Source organism: Streptomyces sp. CA-251387 (assembly GCF_050936625.1).
Classification (GTDB): domain Bacteria; phylum Actinomycetota; class Actinomycetes; order Streptomycetales; family Streptomycetaceae; genus Streptomyces.
This window is the reverse complement of record NZ_JBNJMJ010000001.1, coordinates 99063-121331: the sequence shown is the minus strand read 5'-3', so window position 1 is coordinate 121331 and position 22269 is coordinate 99063. Positions and strand designations below refer to the sequence as shown.

Here is a 22269-nt window from a genome sequence, read left to right as displayed (position 1 = left end):
GTTGTGGCACGCCCGCCACCTGCCCGCGAGGTCGCCCTCTCCCTGGGCATCACCTCGGTGGTGTTCGGCTTGCGTGGCGCCCCTCGGCAACCACGAGGGGTAGGTGGTGGCGGCTGCAGTCTGAACGAGCGTGGTTCCTGCGCGTGCTTCACCCCGGCGACCAGTTCTGCGCCCGCGGCCACAGCGGTTTCGCCGACACCGGCAGCCCGGGTTCGGCCGTGCGTGCCGGTCCGCAAGGTGACGTGAGCGGCAGTGCGGGTTCCTGGCAGGACCGTACGTGAGGGCCGCCACCCGTGCCGTGACAACGGCGCCCTCGTCGGGGCCGAGACGTCTCTCCTCGCCGCTTCCATCCTCCCGACATCACCTGCAGCAAGAAGGCGAATGAATTCCCTGTGCAGCAGCGAGTGTTGAGTCAGCAGGAGGGTTGTTCCTCCCGGTCCGGACGCTGACCGGCCGGTCAGCGTCCGGACCGTCGGGATGGCTCAGCCCTGGAGCGCGGCGGCTCTGCCCTTGGGCCGGGCGGGTTCAGCCCTTGGGCAGGGTGTAGGTCCGCGCCGCGGGCACCGCGTGGGCCGGTTCGACGTTGGCGAGGCCGCCGGGCGCCGTCTTCGACGGCTTGTGGATGAAGGACTGGTACGTCGCCGGCTTGGCGCGGTCCGAGAAGTTCAGCTGCACGCCGAGCACCGTGAGCTTGGACTGCTTGCGGTGGGCAGTGGCTATGCCCTCGCGTGTCAGGTCCTTCGCCTTGCAGGCCGCCTTGAGGTCCTCGCCCAGGACGCTGATCGCGTTCCAGCCGCTGACGACACCCGGGTCGAGCAGGTCCTTCGGGTACTTCGCCTTGTAGTCCTTGGCGAGCTTCTGCATGGCGGGGTTGTCGGCGCTGAACGCCGGGGCGGGGCTCACCACCTGGAGCATCTTCTCCAGGGCGGGTCCGACCGGGGTCGCCATCAGCTGCGGGGCGAAGCCCGGCGAGCTGGTGAGGACCGGGACGGTGAAGCCCGCGGCGGCGGCCGTGCCGACCAGGGCGGCTGTCTGACGCGGACCGGCGCTGATCAGGATCGCCTTGACGCCGGCCTGCTTGAGCGCGGTGACCTGGGCGGTCAGGTCTTGGTCGGTGGGCTTGATCTTCTGCCCGACGACCTTGAGCTTCGCCTTCTTCGCCGCGTACTTGGCACCGGCGAGCGCGTTCTCGCCGTACTCACCCTCGAAGTAGACGTGGCCGATCTTGTCGCCCGCCTTGAGCTTGGCCGTACGGACGACGTGGTCGACGCCGTTGATCATGTCGATGTCGTAGGTGGAGCCGACCACCTGGACGTACTCGCGGCCCAGCAGGGTGGAGGCCCAGGCCATCGGGAACGTGAGCAGGTGCTTGGACTCGAGCTCCTGCGACAGCGAGGACACCACCGGGGAGCCGACCATCTGGGACACGGCGGCCACGTTCGGCTCGGTCTCGGTGAACGCGGACACGGCCTTCTGGACGTCGTAGCCATGGTCCTTGACGGTGATTTTGACGGTCCGGCCGCAGATGCCGCCGGAGGCGTTGAGCTGGTCGGCGTACAGCTGCTGGGCGTTGACGATGCTCTTGCCGAGCGAGGCGTACGGGCCGGTGAGGTCGGTCAGCGCGCCCAGGGTGATGGTCTTCTCCGTCACTCCGGGGCCGGTCTTGACGCCGTCGCTGCCGGCGCTGTCCGCGTCGGTACCGCTCTTGGTGCTGCAGGCCGTGGCGCTCAGGGCGAGTGCGGCGATGACGGCTGCGGCCGGGGCAAGTCGGGTGCTTCTCACGGGGTGTGCTCCTTCGGGGCGGTACGGGTGCGCAGAGGAAAACGCCGGGTGCGGGGGGAGCCGTCGCCCTTGCGGCGCGGCCGTCTGTGGGCCAGTCCGGCCAGGCCGCCGGGGGCGAAGACCAGAACGAGGACGATCGCGGTGCCGTAGAGGTAGCGGGCTGCGTCGCCCGGGGACACGCCGGATCCCGTGGTGCCGGGGGCGGTGAGCAGGGGCAGGTCGTCGGCGTACTTGGTGAGCAGGTGGGGGATCAGGGCGACGAAGACCGCGCCGCAGGCCGCGCCGCCCACCGAGCCGAGGCCGCCGATGACGATCATCGCGAGGTAGTCGATGGACAGCAGCAGGCCGAAGTGGTCGGGGACGACGCGCTTGAACACCAGGGCCAGCAGGGCGCCGGCGGCACCCGCGTACATCGAGGAGACGATGAAAGCGGAGGCGCGGTAGCGGGTGAGATGGACTCCCATGACGGCGGCAGCGACCTCGCTGTCGCGTACGGCGCCGAGGGCGCGGCCGGGGCGTCCGCGCAGGATGTTGCGGGCGGCGAGCCAGGCCACGGCCACCAGGGCCAGGCCGACGTACCACAGACGCTCCAGCCCGCCGAAGGGAACGCCGAGGACGGCGAGCCCGTCGGGGGAGGTGTCGGTGAAGGAGAAGCCGAGGATGTCCAGCGGCGGTACGGAACGGCCGTTGAAGCCGCCGGTGACATGCGGGGCGTTGAGCATCATGTGATGGCCGAGGAAGACCAGGGCGAGGGTGGCGATGCCCAGGTACATGCCGCGCAGCCGGCCGGAGATGGGGCTGAACAGGCCGCCCGCCGCCCCGGCGAGCACGATCGCAAGCACGAAGGCGAGGACCGGCGGGAGCCCGAGGCCGTACAGGCTGCCGGCACCGGTGCCGGACGGCTCGGCCGCCAGCCACACATAGCCGTACGCGCCGACGGCGAGGAAGAAGGCGTGGCCGAGGGAGAGTTGTCCCGTCGTCCCGGAGAGCAGGTTCAGCCCGATGGCGCCGATGACGGCGGCCATCGCGAACAGGCCCGTCTGGAGCCAGAACGAGGTGACGTAGAAGGGGAGGGCGAGCAGGACCAGTACGCCGGCGGCCAGAGCGGCCTTGCGCCGCCCGCGGGGGAGAGCCTGCCGGACAACCGGGCCTGGACGGCCGGGGAATCGGCGGGCTCGGGGGTGGGAGCCGCCATGGTGTCGACGGTGCCAGTGGTGTCACGGGAGCCAGTGGTGTCGCGGGTTTCAGACACGGGTCAGCTCCTTCGATCCGAAGAGACCGGTGGGCCGGACCAGGAGCACGAGCACCATCACGAGGTAGGGAGCCACATCGGAGAATCCGGCGCCGAGGACGCTCAGTTCGCTCTGGTAGCCGGCGGCCATCGCCGCGGTCAGGCCGATCACCAGACTGCCGACGAGCGCGCCGACGGCCGAGTCCATGCCGCCGAGGATCGCTGCGGGGAAGGCGCTCAGGGCGATCTGACTGGTCGTACGGTCAAGTCCCGGCGCGGGGAACGCGGCGAGGAACACGGCGGCGAGCGCGGCCAGCGCCCCGGCGACGCACCAGGCGATGAGCCGTACGCGGTCCAGCCGTATCCCCATCAGAGCCGCGGCTTCCGGGTCGGCGGCGGCGGACCGCATGGACAGGCCCCAGCGGGACCAGCGGAAGGCGGCGAAGAACGCGCCGATGACGATGACCGCGACGGCGATGCTCGCGAGCCGGGCATCGGCGACGGTGATGCTGCCGAGCCGGGTCACATCGGCGCCCCAGGGGTCGCCCATGGTGAGGTAGTCGGCGCCGACCTGCCGGTTGAGTTCGGTGCTGAGCAGGACGTCCACGCCGATGGTGAGGATGGTCAGCGTGTGGATCTCCGCGCCGCGCAGGCCGCGGGTGGCCAGCAGCTGGACGAGTCCGGCGAGGGCCGCGGCGAGCGCGGCGCCGACGAGGACGGCGGGGATGAAGCCGATGGCGTCGTGGAGGCGGGCCGTGACGTAGCCGCCGAAGAGCAGCAGGGAGCCGTGCGCGAAGTTCATGACGCCGGACGCCTTGAAGATCACGACGAAGCCCAGGGCTATCAGCGCGTAGACGGAGCCGAGCGCCAGGCCGTTGAGGACGGTTTCGGTGAGCTTGATCATGATGCTTCCTCCGAGTCGCGCTCGGTGTCCGGGACGGTGTCCGGGGCGGTGGCCTCGGCGGTGCCGGTGTCCGGGTCCGTGTCCGTATCCGTGGCGGATTCCGGTTCCGGCTCGGCTTCCGGTTCCGGCTCGGTGTCCTGGACCGGCGTGCCGAGATACGCGCTGATGACCGCCGGGTCGTTCTGGATGCGCTCGGGCGGCCCGTCCGCGATGAGGCGGCCGAAGTCGAGCACGGTCACCGAGTCGGCGATCCGCATGATCAGCCCCATGTCGTGCTCGACGATGAGGATCGAAATGTTCAGGGCGTCACGCACCCGGGCGATCGTCTCGGCCATGGCCGAGCGCTCGGTGGGGTGCATGCCGGCGACGGGTTCGTCGAGCAGCAGCAGTCTGGGCTCCATGCAGAGCGCACGCGCCATCTCCACCCGCTTGCGGTCGCCGTACGCGAGCCCGCCGACCGGCTTGTCGAACGCCGGGCCGAGGCCCAGGAAGTCGGCGATCTCGGCCGCGCGCTCCCGGTGGCGGCGCTGCTCGCGCACCGTATGGGGCAGCCGCAGCGCACTCGCCGTGAAGCCTGCACGGGTCAGCCGGTGACGGCCGAGCATGAGGTTGTCGGCGACGGTCCCGTGGGTGAGCACGATGTTCTGGAAGGTGCGGGCGACCCCCAGCTGAGCGATGCGGTGCGGTGCGAGGCGGGTGAGGTCCTTGTCCGCGTACCGGACGGCTCCGGCTGTGGCGCGGTAGACGCCCGAGATGACGTTGAAGCAGGTCGACTTGCCGGCGCCGTTGGGGCCGATGAGCGCATGGATCGTGCCGGGCGCGACCGTGAAGGACAGGTCGTCGAGGGCGACCAGGCCGGAGAAGCGCACGGTCAGGTTCTCGACCGTGAGGGCCGGGACCGGGTCGGGTCCGCTGTCCGGTCGGGGGCCGTGGCGGCCGCGGCGGTTGGGGGCGTCGTGCCGGTGGTCATCCGTTCCACCTGCCAAGCTCGGTCAGTCCCGGTCCCGTCACGAACGGAGCGCTCGCGGCCGTCGCGTACGCGGCGTCGCCGTCCGCGTCGGGTGTGCCGCAGCCGGTCTCGTACGTCTCGCCCAGGTAGAGCCGTCGCACCTCGTCGGCCGCGGCGAGGTCGGCCGATGCCCCCTCCAGCCGCACCTGGCCGACGTCCAGCACCGACGCGCGGTCGGACAGCTCCAGGGCCATCGCGGCGTTCTGCTCGACGAGGAGGATCGAGGTCCCCTGGGCGTTGATCTCACGGATGATCTCGGCGATGCGCCGGACCATCAGCGGCGCGAGCCCCAGCGAGGGCTCGTCGAGGAGCAGCAGCCGCGGCGCCGCCATCAGCGCACGGCCCATCGCGAGCATCTGCTGCTCGCCGCCGGACATCAGCCCGGCGGCCTGCCGCCGCCGCTCGGCCAGCACCGGGAACTGCGCGAAGACGCGCTCGCGGGCCGCCCGCAGCTCGGCGCGGGAGCGGCGTGCCGACCCCAGGAACCCGGCCCGGAGGTTGTCCTCCACCGAAAGGGCGCCGAAGATCCGCCGGCCCTCGGGCACCTGCACCACTCCGGCGGCCACGGACCGCGCGGCGTCGCCGCTCAGCCGTACGCCGTCGAAGTGCACCGTGCCGCGTTCGACCGTGCCGCGGTGCAGTGCGAGGGTCCCCGAGACGGCACGGAGCAGCGTGGACTTTCCCGCTCCGTTGGAGCCGAGTACGGCCACGATCCGGCCCTGCGGAACGGTCAGCGACACCCCGTGGAGCGCCTGCACGGACCGTCCGTAACTGACGTGCAGATCGCTGACCCGAAGGGTCCCGGCCTCGGTGTCCGCCTTGGTCTCTGCCTCGGCATCTGCCTCGGACTTTGGTGGGCTCATCAGGGCGTTCTCCTTGCTCATCGTCGAGCGAGCGCATGCCGGCGCCGGACTGGAGCGCTACGAGAACACGGCGGTAGCAGGGCGTCCATGGACTGGGAGCGAGCCGCTGTAAGCTCCCAGCCCGGGCCTGATCCGCTTGTGAGGCGGCACAATCCGTACCTCCTGCTGTGCGTGGAACATCACGATTTGACGGACGTCTGGTCCCAGGGGGTGACCAACTGCTTAGCCTGTGGATTCCTTGAAGTGCGCTCCATCGGCACACGCCGATCGCCGACCGGTGGAGCCACCCACCTGCGATCCGCGCAGCGCAAGACATGGCGACCCGCCGTGGTGTTCTCGCACGCCCCGTCCGTCTGGAGGGTCCATGCACAGCAGCTCCGTCCGTGGCGCGGTCCGCCCCCGCGTCACCACCGCCGGCTCCGCCACCACCGCCGGTCCGCGGCCTGGTGCCGCCGTCGGTTCACCCCCCGGCGCCACCGCCGTCGGCTCGGCGTCGCCCCCGCCCGAGCCCGCCGACGAGCCCTCGCCGCACCAGCTCTTCAACCACGCCTGCCGGCGCCTGCTCGGGCGCGGCCGGGCATTCAGCGACACCGTGGTGGACCAGATCCGCACCGAGGTGCCGTACTACGCCGACCCGGTGCTCGCACCGCACGACCTGCCGCAGTCCGTGTACAAGGGCGTACGCATCACCTTGGAGGCCGCCCTCGACGTAGACCGGATCGTGGACGTCGAGCGCTACACCCGTGAGCTCGGCATCCGCCGGGCCGAGGAGAGCCGCCCCCTGGACGAGGTGCTGCACGCCTTCCGGGTAGCCGGATCGGAGGTCTGGAGCGGGATCATCGGCGCCGTGGAGCGGGACGGCCTCGGCGACCAGCGTCATCTCGTGCACGTGGCCGAGCTGGTGTGGAAGAGCAACGACCGCGACTGCGTCTTGCTGGCCGATGCCTACCGCCAGGTCGCCAAGGGTGTGGCCAGCCGCCACGCCGAGCGCGTACGCCTGATCCTCGCCGCCGTACTGGAGAGCCGCAACGACCCGGCGTTCATCCGGGACGCGGCGTCGATCCTCAACCTGCCGCCCGACGGACGCTTCGCGGTCGCGGAGATACGGGCCACGCCCCCTTCGGTCGCAACCCCGACGCCGTCCCGGAGATCCACGGCATGCGCGTCCTGCGCCACACCGGGGGCCGGCGCGATGTGCTCGTCGTCCATCTCGGCGACCGCCCGCTCGACGCGCTTGTCTCCGCGCTCGACGCCGGTCCAGGCATGCGCATCGGCGTCAGCCCGGTCGTCCAGGGTCTGGAGAACCTGCCCCGGGCGAGGGACATGGCCGGACTCGCCCTGCGCACCTGCCGGGGAGACGGCGAGGTCGCCCGGCTCGACGCCCGTCTGCCCGACGGTCTGCTCATCTCACGGCCCGACCTGTCCGCCGAACTCGCCCTGCGGGTGCTCCGGCCGCTGTACGACCTGGAGCCCGCCGACCGAGAAACGCTGATCGACACGCTCGGCGTGTGGATCGAGAAGGGCGGCTCGGCGGTCCAGGCGGCCCGGCACATGCTGTGCCACCGCAACACGGTGCTGAACCGGCTGCGCCGCTTCGAGCAGATCACAGGGCTCGAACTGTCCCGCCCCCGCGACCTCGTACGGCTCACGCTCGCGTTCGACGCACTCCAACTGCTCGGGCCTGCGGCCGTCCTCGGCGGCGCGGACGCCTGGGACCGCGACGTGGACGGCTGAGGCCGCCGGTTGCGACGTATGCCCGCCGCGAACCCGCGATGTGTGCCCCGGCACGGGCCGCTGCGCATGCCCCTCGCCTCTCCCGGCGGCCGTACCGCCGTGGCCCGTTCCCTTCCAGCGGGTGGCTGAATGGGCATCAGCACAGTCACCGCCCTCCGGCGTTGGGAGCGGACAACGGCGTGCCCGCAGCACATGGACTGACTGGTCGGTACGTGCTCTGGTGAGCCCGCATCAGGGGCAATGCCGTCAGGGGCAATGCCCGCGCAAGGCATCGCCCGAGCCAGGTGATGCGCGCATCCCTGCCCGCCAGGAGAGCTCCATGGCCCATCAGTACGCCGATCCGCACACCATCCAGCTCCGTCAAAGACCCCGGCCCCACCCGCCCGGCAGATTCTTCGCGCTCGTCAACGGACTGACCTTCGCGGTCCACCTCCTGCTGGCCTGCACCGCTGAGGATCTGCTGGCCACGCGGGTCGCCGGACAGATCACCCTCGGCGTCGTCGCACTACTCGCCCAGGTTTCGCTCCTGCTGTGGACGGCGGTGCGCTACGACCGCGCCTCCTGCGGCGAAGCCCACGACGAGGCCCCGTACGGCGAGGCCTCGTACGAGCCGCAGGGGGAGCGCTGATGCTTCCTCAGATGCTGCTCACAGGGGCACCGGGCACCCTCGACCTGGACTCGGACACCCGCTCCTGGGTCCTCGTCGGCTTTCTGACGTTCATGGTCCCGATGCTGCTCATCTGTGTGCTCAACGGCCCCGAGCGCGACCGGGTCAACGACTTCTACACCGCGGGCCGCAGGCTGCGCCCCGTGCAGGGCGCCATCGTCCTCTCCGGCGTCTATCTCTCCGCCGCGACCGTGCTCGGTACGACGGGAGCCGTCGCGGTCTTCGGCTTCGACGGCCTGTTCATCGCCTTGTGCACCGTGCTGTCGCTCGGCGTCCTGCTCCTGCTGTCCGGCCCGCTGCGCGAGCGCGGCAGCTACACCCTCGGCGACACCTTCGCCCTGCGCGCCCCGGGGCCCGCCGTGCGGATCGCGGCCGCCGTCGTCACGCTGAGCGCCTGTATCCCGTATCTGATCGTCCAGCTCTCCGGCGCGGGCGCGACCACCGCCATGCTGCTCGGCCTTTCCGGGCCGGGCGCCGAACAGACCGTCATCGTCATGATCGGCACGCTCGTCGTCTGCGCCACGGCCTTCGGCGGGATGCGGGGCATGATCGCGCTCCAGATCATCAAGACAGTGTTCCTGCTCGCCATGGCGCTCGCCGTGGCCGCGGTGCTGCTCCATCGCTTCCACTGGAGCGCTGACTCCCTCATCGACACCGCCGCTCGGGGCAGCGGCCGACCCGAGGGCTATATGCGTCCGGGCCTGCGCTTCGCCGCCGGCGGCCCGGTCGAGAGCACGCTCGACTTCATCGGCCTGATGATCACGGTGGTGCTGGGCGTGGCGTGCCTGCCCCATGTCGCCACCCAGCTCAACACCGCGCCCGACCCGGCCGCCGCCCGACGCACGGTCCGCCACACCATCGCGATCGTAGGCGCCGTCTGCCTCATCACCACCGTGATGGGCTTCGGCGCCGCGGCGGTGATCGGTGCCCCGAAGATTCTCGCCGCCGATCCCGGAGCCACCAGCAGCCTGCTGATGCTCACCGGTGATCTGGCGGGAGGATCGTCGGCGCGGACGGGCGAGGCATGGCTCGTCGTGCTGGTCTCCTGCGCGGTGTTCCTCACGACGCTTGCGGTCGTCGCGAGCGTGACCCTGGCGGCGGCGGGCGCCGTCGCCCACGATCTCGTCACCAACGTCGTGCGCCGCGGGCGTACCACCGAGGGCCGGGAGGTGGCCGCGGCCCGTATCGCGTCCGCTCTGGTCGGGGTGCTCAGTATCTTCTGCGCGGTGTGGGTCCACGGCTGGAACATGGGCTTCCTGTCCACGCTCTCCCTGGCGGTGGCGGCCTCCTGCCTGCTCCCGGCGCTGGTGTACGCGTTGTTCTGGCGACGCTTCACGCGGCGGGGACTGCTGTGGACGCTGTACGGCGGCCTGGGCTCCGCGATCGGACTCCAGGTGTGCAGCCCCGTCTTCTCGGGCAACCCGATGGCGCTGATGCCCGAGTGGCACATCGACTGGTTCCCCCTCCAGACAGTCGCCTTGGTATCGCTGCCCGTCGCGTTCCTGCTCGGCTGGCTCGGCAGCGTGACGGAACGGCGGCATACGGCCCCGGTTGCGGAGGCGCCGGTCAAGCCTGACGTACTGACGTACTGACGCACGAAGGCGGCGGCCGGCGGAGCGCCCTCACACGCTCCACCGACCGCCACCTCGCCGACCACGACTCAGCCAGCCGCAACCTGCTGCGACCCATCGTCGACAGCCAACTCGAGGACGTCGACAAGTCAGGCGAACTCACACGACGCAGTCTGTGCGCTTTCCTGGAAAGTACACCTGGGTGTGGGCCAGGGTCTGGGTGCCGATCCAGACCTGGTGGCTGGCACCGTCGCTCGCGCACCGCACCCGGTACACGTACGGGCAGTCGGAGAACACTCCCAGCCCCATTACCACGCCGGGGCCCAGGACAGGGGGTGCTGCCTGCCGCCCAGTTCGGGCGGCATGGAGCCGACCATGTGGACGTGCAACGTGACGCCGTCGTCGAGGTCGACGTCCAGCAACGACCCGATCGGCGGTGGGCCTCCCCGACCTTCGGCCTCCGGCAGGCGTGCGGGATGCCGTTGACCTGCGGGTAGTGCTGGAAGTGGCACACGATCCCTATTGACTCGGCGCGTTGAAGCCGATCTGACAGGGTGGCGCGATGAGCAAGTGGCGTGTGCTCTGGGTCCCCAAGCCGGCGCCGACCACCCCACCGTGCGTACCTGTGCCGGCGGGCGGAGCGCGAAGCGTCAGCCGGGATCCGGCCCGGAGTTCGGACTCCACAAGGATGAGGCCCCGGTGCCGATGGCGCGGATGAGCTCGGTGACGGGCACGGTGCGCAGACAGGCCGCCGCGGTCGTCGGGTCCGTGCAGCCGACCGAGGCCGCGAAGTCGCTTCCCTTCCGCTCGGCCGCGTCGAGCGTGAGCGGTGTCAGACCGCCGCCCGCGGCGCAGCTTCCGCTGTGCTGGATCGCCCGGTGGAACAGGCCTTTCGCGGTCGGTGAGGGGATGTGGAGGCAGGTGTCCGCCGAGCCGGCCGACTGACCGCCCAGCGTCACCCCGTAACGGTCCCCGCCGAAGGCAGCGATGTTGCGCCGCACCCAGCGCAGCGTGGCCTGCTGGTCCATCAGGCCGTAGTCACCGGAGGCGTGGTCCGCGCTCTCGGCCGACAGGGCGGGGTGGGCGAGGAACCCCAGTGCTCGGAGGCGGTAGTCGACGGTCACCACGACCACGCCCCGTGCGGCAAGAGCTGCGCCGTCGTAGTGGCTGCCCGCACCGTAGATGTTGCCTTCGCCGTGCAGCCACACCGAGGCTGCCGTCGGGGAGCAGCGTCAGTGGCAGCTGGGGGCAGGGGTGGGCCGGTTCGGTGGCGTCCCGTACGCCGGACCACGGCGGTGCGGACCGCGCCGTACGCCGGCGGAGCTCACCGGTCGGCGGGGCGGCGAACGGGATCCCCTGGAAGACCCGCCCGCCGTCGCGGCCGGGCGCGCCATGCACCCACCCCCGCTCGGTGCGTACGACCAGGGAGTCGGGGTCGGAATCGGCGCGGGCAGTGGCCGGGGGAACGGTCAGTGACAGGAGCAGGGCCGCGACGGTGGCTGTGGCGCGGGCCAGGGCGTGGCGCAGACTCGGGGCTCTCATCCATCACTCCAGGTGCCGGTGTGGGGGCGGGGGATCCTGGCGTGTGCTCGTAGGCGCCGATGTCACAGGCGGCGCCTTGGGGGCGGGCGACGCCGGGCAGCCGCCGTCCGCGGCGTCGAGCGCGGGCTGCCCGGCAGCAGCGCGGCCGTGTCCGTGCGACCGCCGTGGTCCGCGACCGGTCCCAAGAGCGGGTCCCCACTGGGCAGATCACCCACGACGGTGAGCCGGCAGCTGCCGTCACCGTCGATGTTGTGGCCCAGCGACGTGATGGTGGCGAAGGCCTTCTCGCAGTCGGCGGCCGAGCCCTCGACGGTGTTGCCCGCTACGACGGAGTTGCGCAGGGTCATACGCCCCGGCGGCAGATCGATGATGTCGGAGATGGGCGCGGGCAGGCTGTCCAGGTAGGCCGGCGCGATGTTGATTCCGCCGCCGTCGTCGGTGGAACTGTTCCGCGCAATGGTCGAGTTGAGGATCTGCACGGTTCCCAGGCCGCGGATGTGGATGCCGCCGCCGTAGCCGCCGAGGCTGCCGCGGCGGCCGCCGGGATCCGTCACCCGGTTGTCGGCGATCGTCGAGTTCGTCAGGGTGCCGCTGTCGTCGAATCTGATGCCGCCGGCCTCTCCCGCGGCGTTCTGGCTGACGGTGCTCTCCATGAGGTCCAGGTGGGAGTCCAGGACGTTGAAGATGCCGCCGCCGTAGCCGGCGGAATTCCCGGTCACGGCCACCCGACGCAGCGTCAGGTGCGTCCGTTGCCCCGGGAGCGGCGGCACTGGTGGCGGGAGGCGCCGCACCGGCAAGGAGGACGGCGGCGAGTGCCGCCGGGATGGCACGGACCTTCATCGGTGAACCCCTCTCGGCGAGGCATGTGGGCGTACCAGGACTCGGCTGCTGCGGGACTTGCGTGCTGGTGCGCGATGCGCGGCTCGTGCGGAGAACGTGGCGGGGTTCGCTGGAGCGGCGACGCCGACCGAAGAGCAGAAGGTGAACCGGCGGAGCGGGAGAACAGGTCCGCGTCTATAGGGAGCGTTCCATTCAGAGTGGGTCGTGTCTGCACGCCGAACAGAGAAAGGGCCGGGGCGGAGCAGTGTCGGCGGAAGTCAGCCCTGCGGACTGAGGGTCATGGGGTCGGTGACGGCGACCGGTTGCAGCCGGACGAGACCGCGACAGTGGTGAGGTCCGTTTCCTGCTGGTCCTACAGGCCGGTCGACGGCCCTCGGCGTATCAGTGCCCAGACGCACGTACCGGCGGGTGTGCCGTGGACGCCGAAGCGTTCCGACAGTGCCTCGACCAGCCAGAACCCCCGGCCGCCCTCGGCAGCGCCGTTGTCCTCGGTTCCGGCCGGCGCTCGCCACGTACCCGTGTCGCAGACCTCGATCCACAGGTGTGACGGGCAGCGGGCGAGCCGCAGGGTCGCCTGATGTGAGCCGCTGTGCCGGACGGCGTTGGTGACGAGCTCCGAGACCACCAGGCCTGCCGCTTCGGCCACCTCGTCGCCGAGCTCCCATGCGGCCAGCCGTGCCCGGGTGAACGCTCGGGCGTGAGCCGCCGCCTGTGTCTCGGTGCGCAGCGTGCGGCAGGCGAAGGCCGTTGCGTCCCTGGGACCGGGGACGGCATCCCGTGTCGTCGGATCCCCGCGCTGGTGCGGTCCTCGACGGAGGGCCAACATGATTGCTCAACTCCCTGCTGCAGATACGGAATCGTCAGTGGCCGGGGCTCGGACGATGATGAGGGCGTCCAGCCGACGCGGCCCGTGCACGCCTTCCACTCGGTCGAGTTCGATGTCGCTGGTGGCCGACGGTCCGGACACGAACGTCAGCGGCCGCGCCGGATCCAGGAGGGCAAGGGCCTCCGGCACGGACGCCACCACCCGAGGAGCCTCTACGACGCACACATGCAGATCGGGTACGAGGGTCAGCGCCCGGCGGCCCTGCCCCGGCCCTCCGTCCAGGACGAGCGTTCCGGTGCCGGCGATGGCGAGGGCCACGGTGGTCACCACCGCCGAAACCCGGTCGAGTTCGGCGACGGGCAGGCGGGGGACGTCCGTCAGCACCCGCTCGGGACGCAGGGCCGACCGCCAGGCGGGCGGGAAGCCCTCGGGCACCACCACGGAGCCACCGCCGCCGACGGACCGGGCGATCGTGGCGGCCACATCGCCCTCGGAGACCAGCCGCACCGACGCTCCGTACTCCGCCAGCCGCTCGGCGAGCAGGTCCACGGCCTGCTGAGACCCCGGCGGCGGAGTCCCGCCGGGGGAGTAGTCGCGGGGGACCGGGACGTCCTCGGCCCGCTCGCTCCCGGGCACGTCTCGCAGGGCGTGCCGGATCCTTTGCAATACCTCGGTCCGTGCGTTCATCGGTGCCTGTCCGCTGCGTACGATCATGAGTGCGTCCTCTTCCACCAGGCGCGGAAACTCTCCGTGGCCGGTACCGGGGCGTCACGGGCCTCGGTCCACCGGGACAGCGGGCCGGGCAGCCTCCCGCGCCCGCGACGGGTCATCAGCCGCCCGGCCACCCCTGCCGCGCGCTGCGCCAGGGCGAGTCGCGACGGGGCGGAGAGCACCCATCGTGCGACCGCCATCGCCAAGCGTTCTGGACCGGGGACGCGCCGTCCGCGCTTGTCGTCGACGACCCGGGCACGCAGGTGCAGCAGCAACTCCGGGATGTCGATCTTGACGGGGCAGACCTCGTAGCACGCTCCGCACAGCGAGGAGGCGTACGGCAGGGAGCGGTCAACGGCCGAGGCGGTGCCCCGCAGTTGAGGGCTGAGGACGGCGCCGATCGGACCGGGGTAGACCGAACCGTAGGCGTGTCCGCCCACCCGCTCGTAGACGGGACACACGTTCAGACAGGCGGAGCAGCGGATGCAGTTCAGCGCCTGCCGGCCGACCGGGTCGGCGAGTGCGTCGGTCCGTCCGCCGTCCAGGAGGACCAGATGGAAGGCGCGGGGTCCGTCGGCGGCTGTGGTGCCGGTCCAGGTGGAGGTGTAGGGGTTCATCCGCTCCCCGGTGGAGGAGCGGGGCAGCAGTTGGAGGAAGACCTCCAGGTCCTGCCAGGTGGGGACGACCTTCTCGATCCCGGCCACCGAGATGAGCGTCTCGGGCAGCGTCAGGCACATCCGCCCGTTGCCCTCCGACTCCACCACGACCGCCGTTCCCGTCTCGGCCACCAGGAAGTTGACGCCGGAGACGGCCACCTTGGCGCGCAGGAACTTCTCGCGCAGGTGCCGCCGGGCGGCCTCCGCCAGCTGTCCGGGGTCGTCGGTCAGATGGGAGGGCGCGGGGGTGCCGTACGCGCCCATCGCCCGCAGGAAGATCTCCCGGATCTCCGCCCGGTTGCGGTGGATGGCGGGCACCAGGATGTGGGAGGGGCGGTCCTCGCCGAGCTGCACGATCAGCTCGGCCAGGTCCGTCTCGTACGCGGCGACACCGGCGTCGGCCAGCGCGTCGTTCAGCCCGATCTCCTGGGTGACCATCGACTTGACCTTGACGACCTCCCGCTCGCCGGTTGCCCGTACGAGGTCCACGACGATGCGGTTCGCCTCCTCGGCATTGCGTGCCCAGTGCACCTGTCCGCCCGCCTCGGTCACCCGCTCCTCCAACTGCACCAGGTGATGGTCCAGATGGCGCAGGGTCCGCTCCTTGACGGCGCGGCCCGCCTCCCGCAGCCCCTCCCAGTCGTCGAGCTCGGCCACGGCGGCGGCCCGCCGGGAGCGGATGGTGCCGGTGGCGTGCGCGAGGTTGCTGCGCAACTGGGTGTCGGCCAGGGCGCTTTGTGCCGCCTTTGGGAATGCCGGCATGCCCAGGAACGTCGTGTCCTTCACGGGGTCCCCGTCCTTCCGGTGGTGAGCGGGCCTTCCGGGTGGTGTCGGGGGGCGGGTAGCGGCGGCGTGGAGGCGGCCGGGGAGTGGGCGCCGTTCGGGGCCGGTGAGTCCTCGGTGGACGCGAGGATCTCGGCGAGATGCAGGGTGCGCACACCGGCGCGCAGCCGGGACAGCGCGCCGCCGATGTGCATCAGGCAGGAGTTGTCGCCGGCGCACAGCACCTCGGCGCCGGTGTCCAGCACATGCCGCACCTTGTCCGCACACATGGCCACCGACGTGTCGGCGTTCTTCAGGGCGAAGGTGCCGCCGAAGCCGCAGCACTGGTCGGCCGCGGGCAGTTCGACCAGGTCGATGCCGCGCACGGCGCGCAGCAGGGCCAGCGGTCGGTCACCCACGCCGAGCGCGCGCAGCGAGTGGCACGTCGGGTGGTAGGTGACCCGGTGCGGGAAGTACGCCCCGACATCCGTGACCCCCAGCACGTCGACGAGGAACTCCGACAACTCGTACACGGGCGGGGTGTCCCGGACCGCAGCGGACAGCCGGGCGTCGCCCGCCTCCTGGGCCACCCGTCCGTGGTGCTCGCGCACCATGGCGGTGCACGAGCCGGAAGGGCTGACGACGGCGTCGTAGTCGGCGAACACCTCGCTGAAGCGCCGCACGAGAGGGACGCATTCGCGCCGGTAGCCGGTGTTGAAGTGCATCTGCCCGCAGCAGGTCTGTTCTTGCGGGAACTCCACCACGCAGCCGAGCCGTTCCAGCAGTGTCACCACCGCCCGGCCCGTCGCCGGGAACAGGGTGTCGTTGAAGCAGGTGATGAAGAGCGCGATCCGCATGATTCCTCCAGTGCGGGATGGAAGGGCGACGGCGCGTCAGGGCAGCATCCACGCGAGCGCGTTGGACTGCAGGAAGACCAGGAGGCACAGGGCCAGCAGGAGCAGCAGGCTCCACTTGATCGCTGCCCGGAAGAGCACGGATTCCTGACCGGCCAGGCCGACGGCGGTGGCGGCGATGGTGAGGTTCTGCGGGCTGATCATCTTGCCCACGACACCGCCGGAGGTGTTGGCCGCGACGAGCAGCGTCGGGTCCAGGTTCGCCTCGTTCGCGGCAGCCTGCTGCAGCGTCGCGAACAGGGCGTTGGCGGACGTGTCCGATCCGGTGACGGCGGTGCCCAGCCAGCCGAGGACGGGGGAGAGGAACGCGAAGGCCGCACCGGCTCCGGCGATCCAGGTGCCGATGGTGATCGTCTGCCCGGACAGGTTCATCACGTAGGCGAGCGCGAGGACGGCGGCGACGGTCAGCAGGGCCCAGCGCAGCTTGACCACCGTGGCGACGAACTCCCGTACGGCCGACACGGGGGAGATCCGGTAGACGGCGGCGACCACGATGCCCGAGAGCAGCAGCAGGGTGCCGGGAGAGGAGAGCCAAGGGAAGGTGTACACGGTGGTGGTCGAGACCTTCCCGGCGGCGGTCAGGACCTGCCCGTCCAGCCCCGGCCAGCTGATCTTCCGGTCGGAAGCGGTGAGGAACTCCTTGGCGGGCGGCCACAGCTTGGCGACCGAGAAGACGGCGATGACCACCAGGTAGGGCAGGAAGGCCATCAGGATTCGGGAGCCCGAGAGGCGCGCCCCGGGGCCCTCTGGCGCCGGACGGGTACGGGTGACGGCCTGCCGGTCGTGCGCATCGGCGGTCCCCTGAGGCCGCGGCGAGGCCGCGTCGCTTCGGCGGCCTCCTGCCGGCCCTCCGGCCGTCCCGTTCCCCGTCTGCCCCTGGAGGTCCGCGCGGGCCTGCTCACCGCCTTGAGGCTTCCACACCCGCAGGAACAGCACGACGGCGGCCAGACCGGCGAGGGAGGCGATGATGTCGGTGAGCTCCACCGAGATGTAGTTCGCGCTGACGAACTGTGCAAGGCCGAACACCGCACCGCACACCAGGGCGACCGGCCAGGTCTGGCGCAGTCCCCGGCGTCCGTCGACCAGGGTGACGAGCATCAGTGGCACGAAGAGGGCGATCAGGGGCGTCTGGCGACCGACGTAGGCGCCGATGTCCGTGTACGGGATCTTCGTGAGGTTGCCCGCGGTGATGATCGGGATGCCGATGGCGCCGAACGCGACGGGGGCCGTGTTGGCGACCAGCACGGTCAGGGCCGCCCGCACCGGAGTGAAGCCGAGGCCCATGAGCATGACGCCGGTGATCGCCACCGGCGCTCCGAATCCGGCCAGCGCCTCCAGCAGGCCGCCGAAGCAGAACGCGATGATGATGGCCTGCACGCGAGGGTCGGCGCTGATCAGTCCGAAGGCGGCGCGCAGGTCCTCGAACCGGCCGCTGACCACGGTGAGCTGGTAGACCCAGATGGCTGTGAGGACGATCCACATGATCGGGAACAGCCCGAAGGCCGCTCCTTCGCCCGCCGACAGCAGGGCGAGATCGGTGGGCATGCCGTAGGCGGTCACGGCGACGAGGACGGCGACGGCGAGCGAGGCGAGGCCGGCCCAGTGCGCCTTCATCCGCAGGCCACCGAGCAGGACGAAGAGGGTGAGCAGCGGGAGAACGGCGACCAGGGAGGAGAGCGCGAGGCTGTCGCCGAGTGGGGAGAGATCTGGCTGGTACATGAGAGACCTTTGTTTGCGGCTTTGGTCAGACCATGCATTGGGCTTTCCACGCTAAGCAGCGTCACGGCGGCTTGTCCACAGTCGGAGGCGGAAAAATTCAGCTTGGTCGGACCAAGCTCCGAGCTTGCCAAGCTATGATCGGATGTCTGCACACATCAGTGATCACGCGTGAGAAAGGGCTATCCGTGGCTGAGTCGACGGGCTGGGAGCCGGTGCCGCGTGCGCGCACCTTCGAGCTGGTCCTCGCCCGGATCGAGGAGCAGATCCTGGCCGGCAACCTGCGGGTCGGTGACCGGCTGCCGCCCGAGCGGGAGCTCGTGGAGATGCTGGGGGTGAGCCGGGCCGCGGTGCGTGAGGCGCTGCGCGTGCTGGAGGCACAGGGAGTCCTGCGCTCTCGCGTGGGGACCGGGCCGTCGTCGGGCAGCGTGATCGCCGCCATGCCGGACGAGGGCCTCACCCAGCTGCTCCGGCTGCACATCGCCCTGGCGAACCTCCCCCTGACCGATGTCATCGAGGCCCGCGCCACGCTCGAGCGTGCGAGCGCCCGCCTCGCGGCGGGGCGGGTCGCCGAGGTCGATCTGGACCGGATGCGTGAACCGCTCCTTCACATGGACGAAGCGGGCCTGCCGCGCGAGGTCTTCAACGACTACGACACCGCATTCCACGTCGCGATCGCCGAGGCCGGGGGCAACAAGCTCATGGCGGACATGACGGTCGCCGTGCGCAACGCGGTGCGGCACACCTTGCTCACGGCGTTCAACAAGATCGACGACTGGGAAGAGATCGCGTCCAGGCTGCGGGCCGAGCATCACCGGATCTATGCAGCCATCGAGGCCGGAGATGCCGAGGCGGCCGGCGATCTCGTGGAGGCACATGTGCGCGGCTTCCACCACGACGTCGTCCAGAAGGTCCTCGACAACCCGGAAGCCTCCACCTCCGCAGGCTGAGCTCATGCTTGCGGCTCCGCCCAAGTCGTCGGCCGCCGGTGGCCCGGCTGCTGACAGGCGTCATGCAATGTGCGCGCCGTGCCGTATGCCGGAGCTTCGGAGGGCGGCCGCCAGGAGATCACGGAGGGGGGCTGCGCTGGTCCGGTGAGAGCCGTGGCCGACGCCCGACGGCTGGCACCGACGCTGTGGTTTGGGCCAGGCGGCGATGGCGTCCACCGTGTGCGCTGACGACGGCGTCGAGGTATACGGCGTGGGCTGGGCACGCTGATATGACGCAGCCCTCGCCGCCCGCAGGAGGCGGACGGCGAGGGCCGGTGACATTGTCGACGGCCAACGCCCAGCGGAGCTTCGTGCTTACCCACTCAGCGAGGTACCGGCAGTGCACGTCGGTGGCGGGTGGCAGCCATTCCTGACGAGCGGCGACAGCCGCCCTGGCCGGTGGCGCCGTCTCCCGAATCTCCCTGGATGGCCTCAGTAGCCGCAATGCCGGATCCCTGCTCGGGCCCGCATCCCACGCGGACATTGCCGGGTACGGACTGAACCGAGGATCCAGCTCTTCTGTCAGATGCCCAGCGGGCCACGGCGTGGGAGGGGGTACTCCTGCTCGGTGACGCGGACACGGTCGCCGCCGCGCGCGAGTGGCGAATGGCTGCCGTACAACGCGCTGACGAGGGGCGGGACCAGTTCTACAGCGCTGCCGGAGTCGGCCTGACCGTGGGCAGCGGTGATGTGGCTCAGTCCCGATGGCTCATCGACCGGCAGATGACCTTGTGAGCCGGACGCGGGTCGTGCCTCCGCGCACCGCCCCGAGCACCGAAGTGGCCAGCTGAGGCGCTCAGTCACACGAGGAACGAGTACAGGGGCACGCCGCGCCATGCGCTGCAGGTCCGCTACCGCGCCGTAGCCGTCCTCCGGGCACGCAACGCGGGCCTCGGCGCATCAATGCGCCGCGAAGATCGCGGAAGCGGACTCGGGTAGGGGTGTCTTCTGAGGGCTGGCGTTCGGCGGTCTCGGTGTCACTGTGGTTGAACGTGTTCAAAACGTGTGTCAGGATGTGTCTGTCGCCCGGTGGGCGGTGGACGGGAGGATCACGGTCGTGACGAGTTCGCTTCTCATGCCGCGGGGCCGTGTCCGGGTGGGCGCAGCCGGCGGGGGGACGGCTGCGGGGAGTACGGCTCCGACGCAGATCCTGGATTGGCAGCACCCGTATGTCGCCTCGCTTCTGAGGCGGATTGATTTGGCGGCGGAGTCGGAAGCCTCAGGTCCCGCGGAGGCGATAGCGGTTCTGCGTCGGGCTCACCGGTGGATCGCCGCAGGTGTGCAGCCGGTGTACTCGGTGCAGGACGAGCGGCCGGTATCGGAGGTTCTTCGCCGGGGCCGCGGCTCGTGCAGCCAGCGGCTGGCAGTACTGGAGTGCGTCGCGCGAGCCTGCGGGGTGGCCACGCGGGTGCGTGGCCTGCTGGTGGACGGGAGGTTCTGGCTTCCGCGGTTCCCTCGGCTGCATCGGATCCTCCCGCGCCAGGTGGTGCTCGCATGGCCGGAATTCCGCCTCGAGGGCCTGTCGCGGACTTCCTACCCCGCCGCGCCCTGGTTGACGGTCTCGGAACTCTTCGGCGGCCTGGACGAGTTGAGCCGTGATCAGGGGGGTGGCTTCACCAACGACGGCGCGGAGACGCTCTTCGAGGCGTTGTCCAGAACAGCGATCGACTGGGACGGCGGGGTGGCATGCCCGGCTGCCGGCGCCACGTGTGATCTCTCGGGTCACGTCCTCGCCGACCTCGGCCACTTCGACTCGCGTGACGAACTCTTCGCCCGGCACGGCCAGACGCTCTGCGGGATGGCTCGGCTGCTGGCCGAGCCGATCCTGGGCCGCCGCTCGGCGGGTGCCTGACGCCTGCAGCACACCGAGCTCCCCGACGGCACGTCGGCGGGGCACTCCTGCCTCTTGCCAGTCAGACGTACCGGCCGTGTGGGCTGCGGGCAGGACGGGTCCATTGCAGTACTTCTCCTGTCACGGCCCCCGGCGGGCGGGCCTTGGCAGTGTGCCGGCAGGGTCAGCTGGAGGAGAAGCTGCGCCTCGTCCTGCCACTCCCGGCCGTACCTCGTCCGGTCCCCGCCCTCGCACAGAGGCCGCCCCTCGGTCTGCATCACTCTTGCTCCTAAGGCTGAGCTGTGGCTGACTGGCAGCGGCGCCGAGGGGGAGCGGATGGGCAACTGGGTCGTGATCGCGCAGTATTACAGCGACGTGTACAGGACCGAGTTCGTCTGCCGTGGGCTGGAAACGAAGGACCAGGCACTGAAGGCACTGCGTGCGGCCCTCCACACCTATGTACCGAGCAGAAAGATCGTCGAGAAGCGGCGTCGCGTGCACCGCTTCGCCGACCAGGAGTCGTACCTGGTGGTGATCAAAGGCAAGCTGTCGGAGTGGGAGTGCACCCTGCGCATCGCGGAGCTGGTCTCGGACTCGACCAACCCGGCTGTGGCCGAGCGGGCGCAGATGGACGACGGCGCGGCAGAGGTGGCTGACGGGCCGCAGGACCGGATCCCGCCCGGCTTCTGAGCGGCGGACAAAACTCCGCTCAAGCCTCCAAGATCCGGCGCTTGGGCACCTGGCACCTGGACATGGAGCCGCACGACGGGCAGGCCGTCGGACGCGTGCGGCCGGCCGCATGAGGGTGCTGTGCGGTGAGGTCGAGGAAGTCGGCCGACGGCCGCTGTACCGATTCCCTGGGGCCGACTGGATGGGGTTGACGCCGACAAAGTGTGAGTGATGCATTACTCACATGCAGACAGGGCAACGGCAACGCCAACTCCGCACCGCGGAGGAGCGCCGCGAGACGGTGCTGCGCACCGCGATCGGCGCCTTCGCGGCCCGGGGGTACTTCGGGACCACGACCATGGAGGTCGCTAAGGCGGCCGGCATCTCGCAGGCGTACGTCTACCGGCTGTTTCCGAACAAGGAGTCCCTGTTCGGTGCGGTCGTCGAGCACTGCTTCGTCCGGGTGCGGGCCGCCCTGGAGCGGGGTGCGGCCGAAGCGAAGGGCGTCTCGCCGGAGTTGGTGCTGGATTCCATGGGGGACGCGTACGCCCGGCTGATCAGTGACGACAACGATCTGCTGCTGGTCCAGTTGCACGCCCAGGCGGCAGCGGTCTCGGAGCCGGTGATCCGCGAGGCGGTCCGCGCGGGCTACGCCCGTACCGTGGAGTACGTCCGTGGTGCCTCCGGTGGTGACGAGCGTCAGGTCCAGGAGTTCTTCGCGGTCGGGATGCTCTGCCATCTCCTCGTCTCGCTCGACGTGGAAGCGGTGGCCGCGCCCTGGACGCGCACGCTCGCCGCGGGCATCACGCACTACTGAGGCCGACGCGCAGCCCTGCCGCACCGGAAGCGACGTTGCGGCGGGGCTGTCGGCACAGGCAACCGGCCGTGGGTTGTCCTTTTTCAGAACCATAGAGTGAGTGGTTGACCACACATAGATGGGTGGGGAGTCATGGGGTCCATCGCGGACGGCTGGGGGAGAGGTCGGTTACGGGCTTGGGGCAGGAGTCCCGCGCCTGCCGCGCCGGGCCTTGCACTTGTGACTCTGGCCGGTG

Annotated in this window: 20 protein-coding genes and 1 pseudogene; 8 read left to right on the top strand and 13 right to left on the bottom strand. The window is 70.7% G+C overall.

All coding sequences use genetic code 11. The annotated features are described in order from the left end of the window. Positions 1-525: 525 nt before the first annotated feature. The 5 genes from ACQEV2_RS00595 to ACQEV2_RS00575 form a co-directional block, all read right to left on the bottom strand. On the bottom strand, positions 526-1782 hold the full coding sequence (locus tag ACQEV2_RS00595) for an ABC transporter substrate-binding protein (protein ID WP_433035023.1): 1257 nt from the start codon (positions 1780-1782) through the stop codon (positions 526-528). Beyond that, positions 1779-2807 (bottom strand): branched-chain amino acid ABC transporter permease, encoded by a 1029-nt coding sequence (locus ACQEV2_RS00590; protein WP_433035020.1) that lies wholly within the window; start codon positions 2805-2807, stop codon positions 1779-1781. Before ACQEV2_RS00590 ends, ACQEV2_RS00595 begins: the two co-directional genes overlap by 4 nt. Before the next feature lie 219 nt (positions 2808-3026). Then, on the bottom strand, positions 3027-3917 hold the full coding sequence (locus ACQEV2_RS00585; RefSeq protein WP_433035017.1) for a branched-chain amino acid ABC transporter permease: 891 nt from the start codon (positions 3915-3917) through the stop codon (positions 3027-3029). Then, positions 3914-4792, bottom strand: coding sequence for an ABC transporter ATP-binding protein (locus ACQEV2_RS00580; protein WP_433054075.1), 879 nt, complete (start codon positions 4790-4792; stop codon positions 3914-3916). Before ACQEV2_RS00580 ends, ACQEV2_RS00585 begins: the two co-directional genes overlap by 4 nt. Positions 4793-4883: 91 nt before the next feature. Continuing rightward, complete coding sequence (locus ACQEV2_RS00575; RefSeq protein WP_433035014.1) at positions 4884-5789, bottom strand: ABC transporter ATP-binding protein; 906 nt, start codon at positions 5787-5789, stop codon at positions 4884-4886. Between the two features lie 364 nt (positions 5790-6153). Between ACQEV2_RS00575 and ACQEV2_RS00570 the strand changes: the two genes are divergently transcribed. The 4 genes from ACQEV2_RS00570 to ACQEV2_RS00555 all read left to right on the top strand — a co-directional run bounded on the left by ACQEV2_RS00570 (position 6154) and on the right by ACQEV2_RS00555 (position 9782). Further along, positions 6154-7281 (top strand): hypothetical protein, encoded by a 1128-nt coding sequence (locus tag ACQEV2_RS00570; RefSeq protein WP_433035011.1) that lies wholly within the window; start codon positions 6154-6156, stop codon positions 7279-7281. After that, positions 7233-7523 carry a helix-turn-helix domain-containing protein gene (locus tag ACQEV2_RS00565; RefSeq protein WP_433035008.1) on the top strand — a complete coding sequence of 97 codons (291 nt, stop codon included), beginning with the start codon at positions 7233-7235 and terminating at the stop codon, positions 7521-7523. The genes ACQEV2_RS00570 and ACQEV2_RS00565 overlap by 49 nt, the downstream gene beginning before the upstream one ends. Positions 7524-7842: 319 nt before the next feature. Next, positions 7843-8151: a hypothetical protein gene (locus tag ACQEV2_RS00560; RefSeq protein ID WP_433035005.1), complete on the top strand. Its 309-nt coding sequence runs from the start codon at positions 7843-7845 to the stop codon at positions 8149-8151. Next, positions 8151-9782 carry a cation acetate symporter gene (locus ACQEV2_RS00555; protein WP_433035002.1) on the top strand — a complete coding sequence of 544 codons (1632 nt, stop codon included), beginning with the start codon at positions 8151-8153 and terminating at the stop codon, positions 9780-9782. The genes ACQEV2_RS00560 and ACQEV2_RS00555 overlap by 1 nt, the downstream gene beginning before the upstream one ends. Before the next feature lie 629 nt (positions 9783-10411). On the opposite strand, the gene ACQEV2_RS00550 is transcribed toward ACQEV2_RS00555, so the two are convergent. The 8 genes and pseudogenes from ACQEV2_RS00550 to ACQEV2_RS00515 all read right to left on the bottom strand — a co-directional run bounded on the left by ACQEV2_RS00550 (position 10412) and on the right by ACQEV2_RS00515 (position 17731). Then, the gene (locus ACQEV2_RS00550; protein ID WP_433034999.1) at positions 10412-10969 is read right to left on the bottom strand and encodes a carboxylesterase family protein; all 558 of its coding nucleotides are present in this window, start codon (positions 10967-10969) and stop codon (positions 10412-10414) included. 91 nt (positions 10970-11060) lie between these two features. Next, positions 11061-11303: pseudogene (locus ACQEV2_RS00545) on the bottom strand (carboxylesterase/lipase family protein); the annotation flags it as partial. A gap of 62 nt (positions 11304-11365) precedes the next feature. After that, positions 11366-12022, bottom strand: coding sequence for a choice-of-anchor Q domain-containing protein (locus ACQEV2_RS00540; RefSeq protein WP_433034996.1), 657 nt, complete (start codon positions 12020-12022; stop codon positions 11366-11368). Between the two features lie 473 nt (positions 12023-12495). Beyond that, entirely contained in the window at positions 12496-12969 is a 474-nt protein-coding gene (locus ACQEV2_RS00535; protein ID WP_433034993.1) for an ATP-binding protein, read from the bottom strand. 6 nt (positions 12970-12975) lie between these two features. Continuing rightward, positions 12976-13656, bottom strand: coding sequence for a LutC/YkgG family protein (locus ACQEV2_RS00530; RefSeq protein ID WP_433054072.1), 681 nt, complete (start codon positions 13654-13656; stop codon positions 12976-12978). Positions 13657-13679: 23 nt separating this feature from the next. Then, positions 13680-15098, bottom strand: a complete 1419-nt coding sequence (locus tag ACQEV2_RS00525; protein ID WP_433034990.1) for a LutB/LldF family L-lactate oxidation iron-sulfur protein — start codon at positions 15096-15098, stop codon at positions 13680-13682. A 20-nt stretch (positions 15099-15118) separates the two neighbouring features. After that, the gene (locus tag ACQEV2_RS00520; RefSeq protein WP_433034987.1) at positions 15119-15955 is read right to left on the bottom strand and encodes a (Fe-S)-binding protein; all 837 of its coding nucleotides are present in this window, start codon (positions 15953-15955) and stop codon (positions 15119-15121) included. A gap of 36 nt (positions 15956-15991) precedes the next feature. Continuing rightward, positions 15992-17731 (bottom strand): L-lactate permease, encoded by a 1740-nt coding sequence (locus ACQEV2_RS00515; protein ID WP_433034984.1) that lies wholly within the window; start codon positions 17729-17731, stop codon positions 15992-15994. Positions 17732-17916: 185 nt separating this feature from the next. Between ACQEV2_RS00515 and ACQEV2_RS00510 the strand changes: the two genes are divergently transcribed. From ACQEV2_RS00510 to ACQEV2_RS00495, 4 genes are all read left to right on the top strand, one after another. After that, positions 17917-18678: a FadR/GntR family transcriptional regulator gene (locus ACQEV2_RS00510; RefSeq protein WP_433034981.1), complete on the top strand. Its 762-nt coding sequence runs from the start codon at positions 17917-17919 to the stop codon at positions 18676-18678. Positions 18679-19792: 1114 nt separating this feature from the next. Next, positions 19793-20569 (top strand): transglutaminase domain-containing protein, encoded by a 777-nt coding sequence (locus ACQEV2_RS00505; RefSeq protein WP_433054070.1) that lies wholly within the window; start codon positions 19793-19795, stop codon positions 20567-20569. Positions 20570-20884: 315 nt separating this feature from the next. Then, the gene (locus tag ACQEV2_RS00500) at positions 20885-21238 is read left to right on the top strand and encodes a hypothetical protein (RefSeq protein WP_433034978.1); all 354 of its coding nucleotides are present in this window, start codon (positions 20885-20887) and stop codon (positions 21236-21238) included. A gap of 223 nt (positions 21239-21461) precedes the next feature. Further along, positions 21462-22034, top strand: coding sequence for a TetR/AcrR family transcriptional regulator (locus tag ACQEV2_RS00495; protein ID WP_433034975.1), 573 nt, complete (start codon positions 21462-21464; stop codon positions 22032-22034). Positions 22035-22269: the final 235 nt, after the last annotated feature.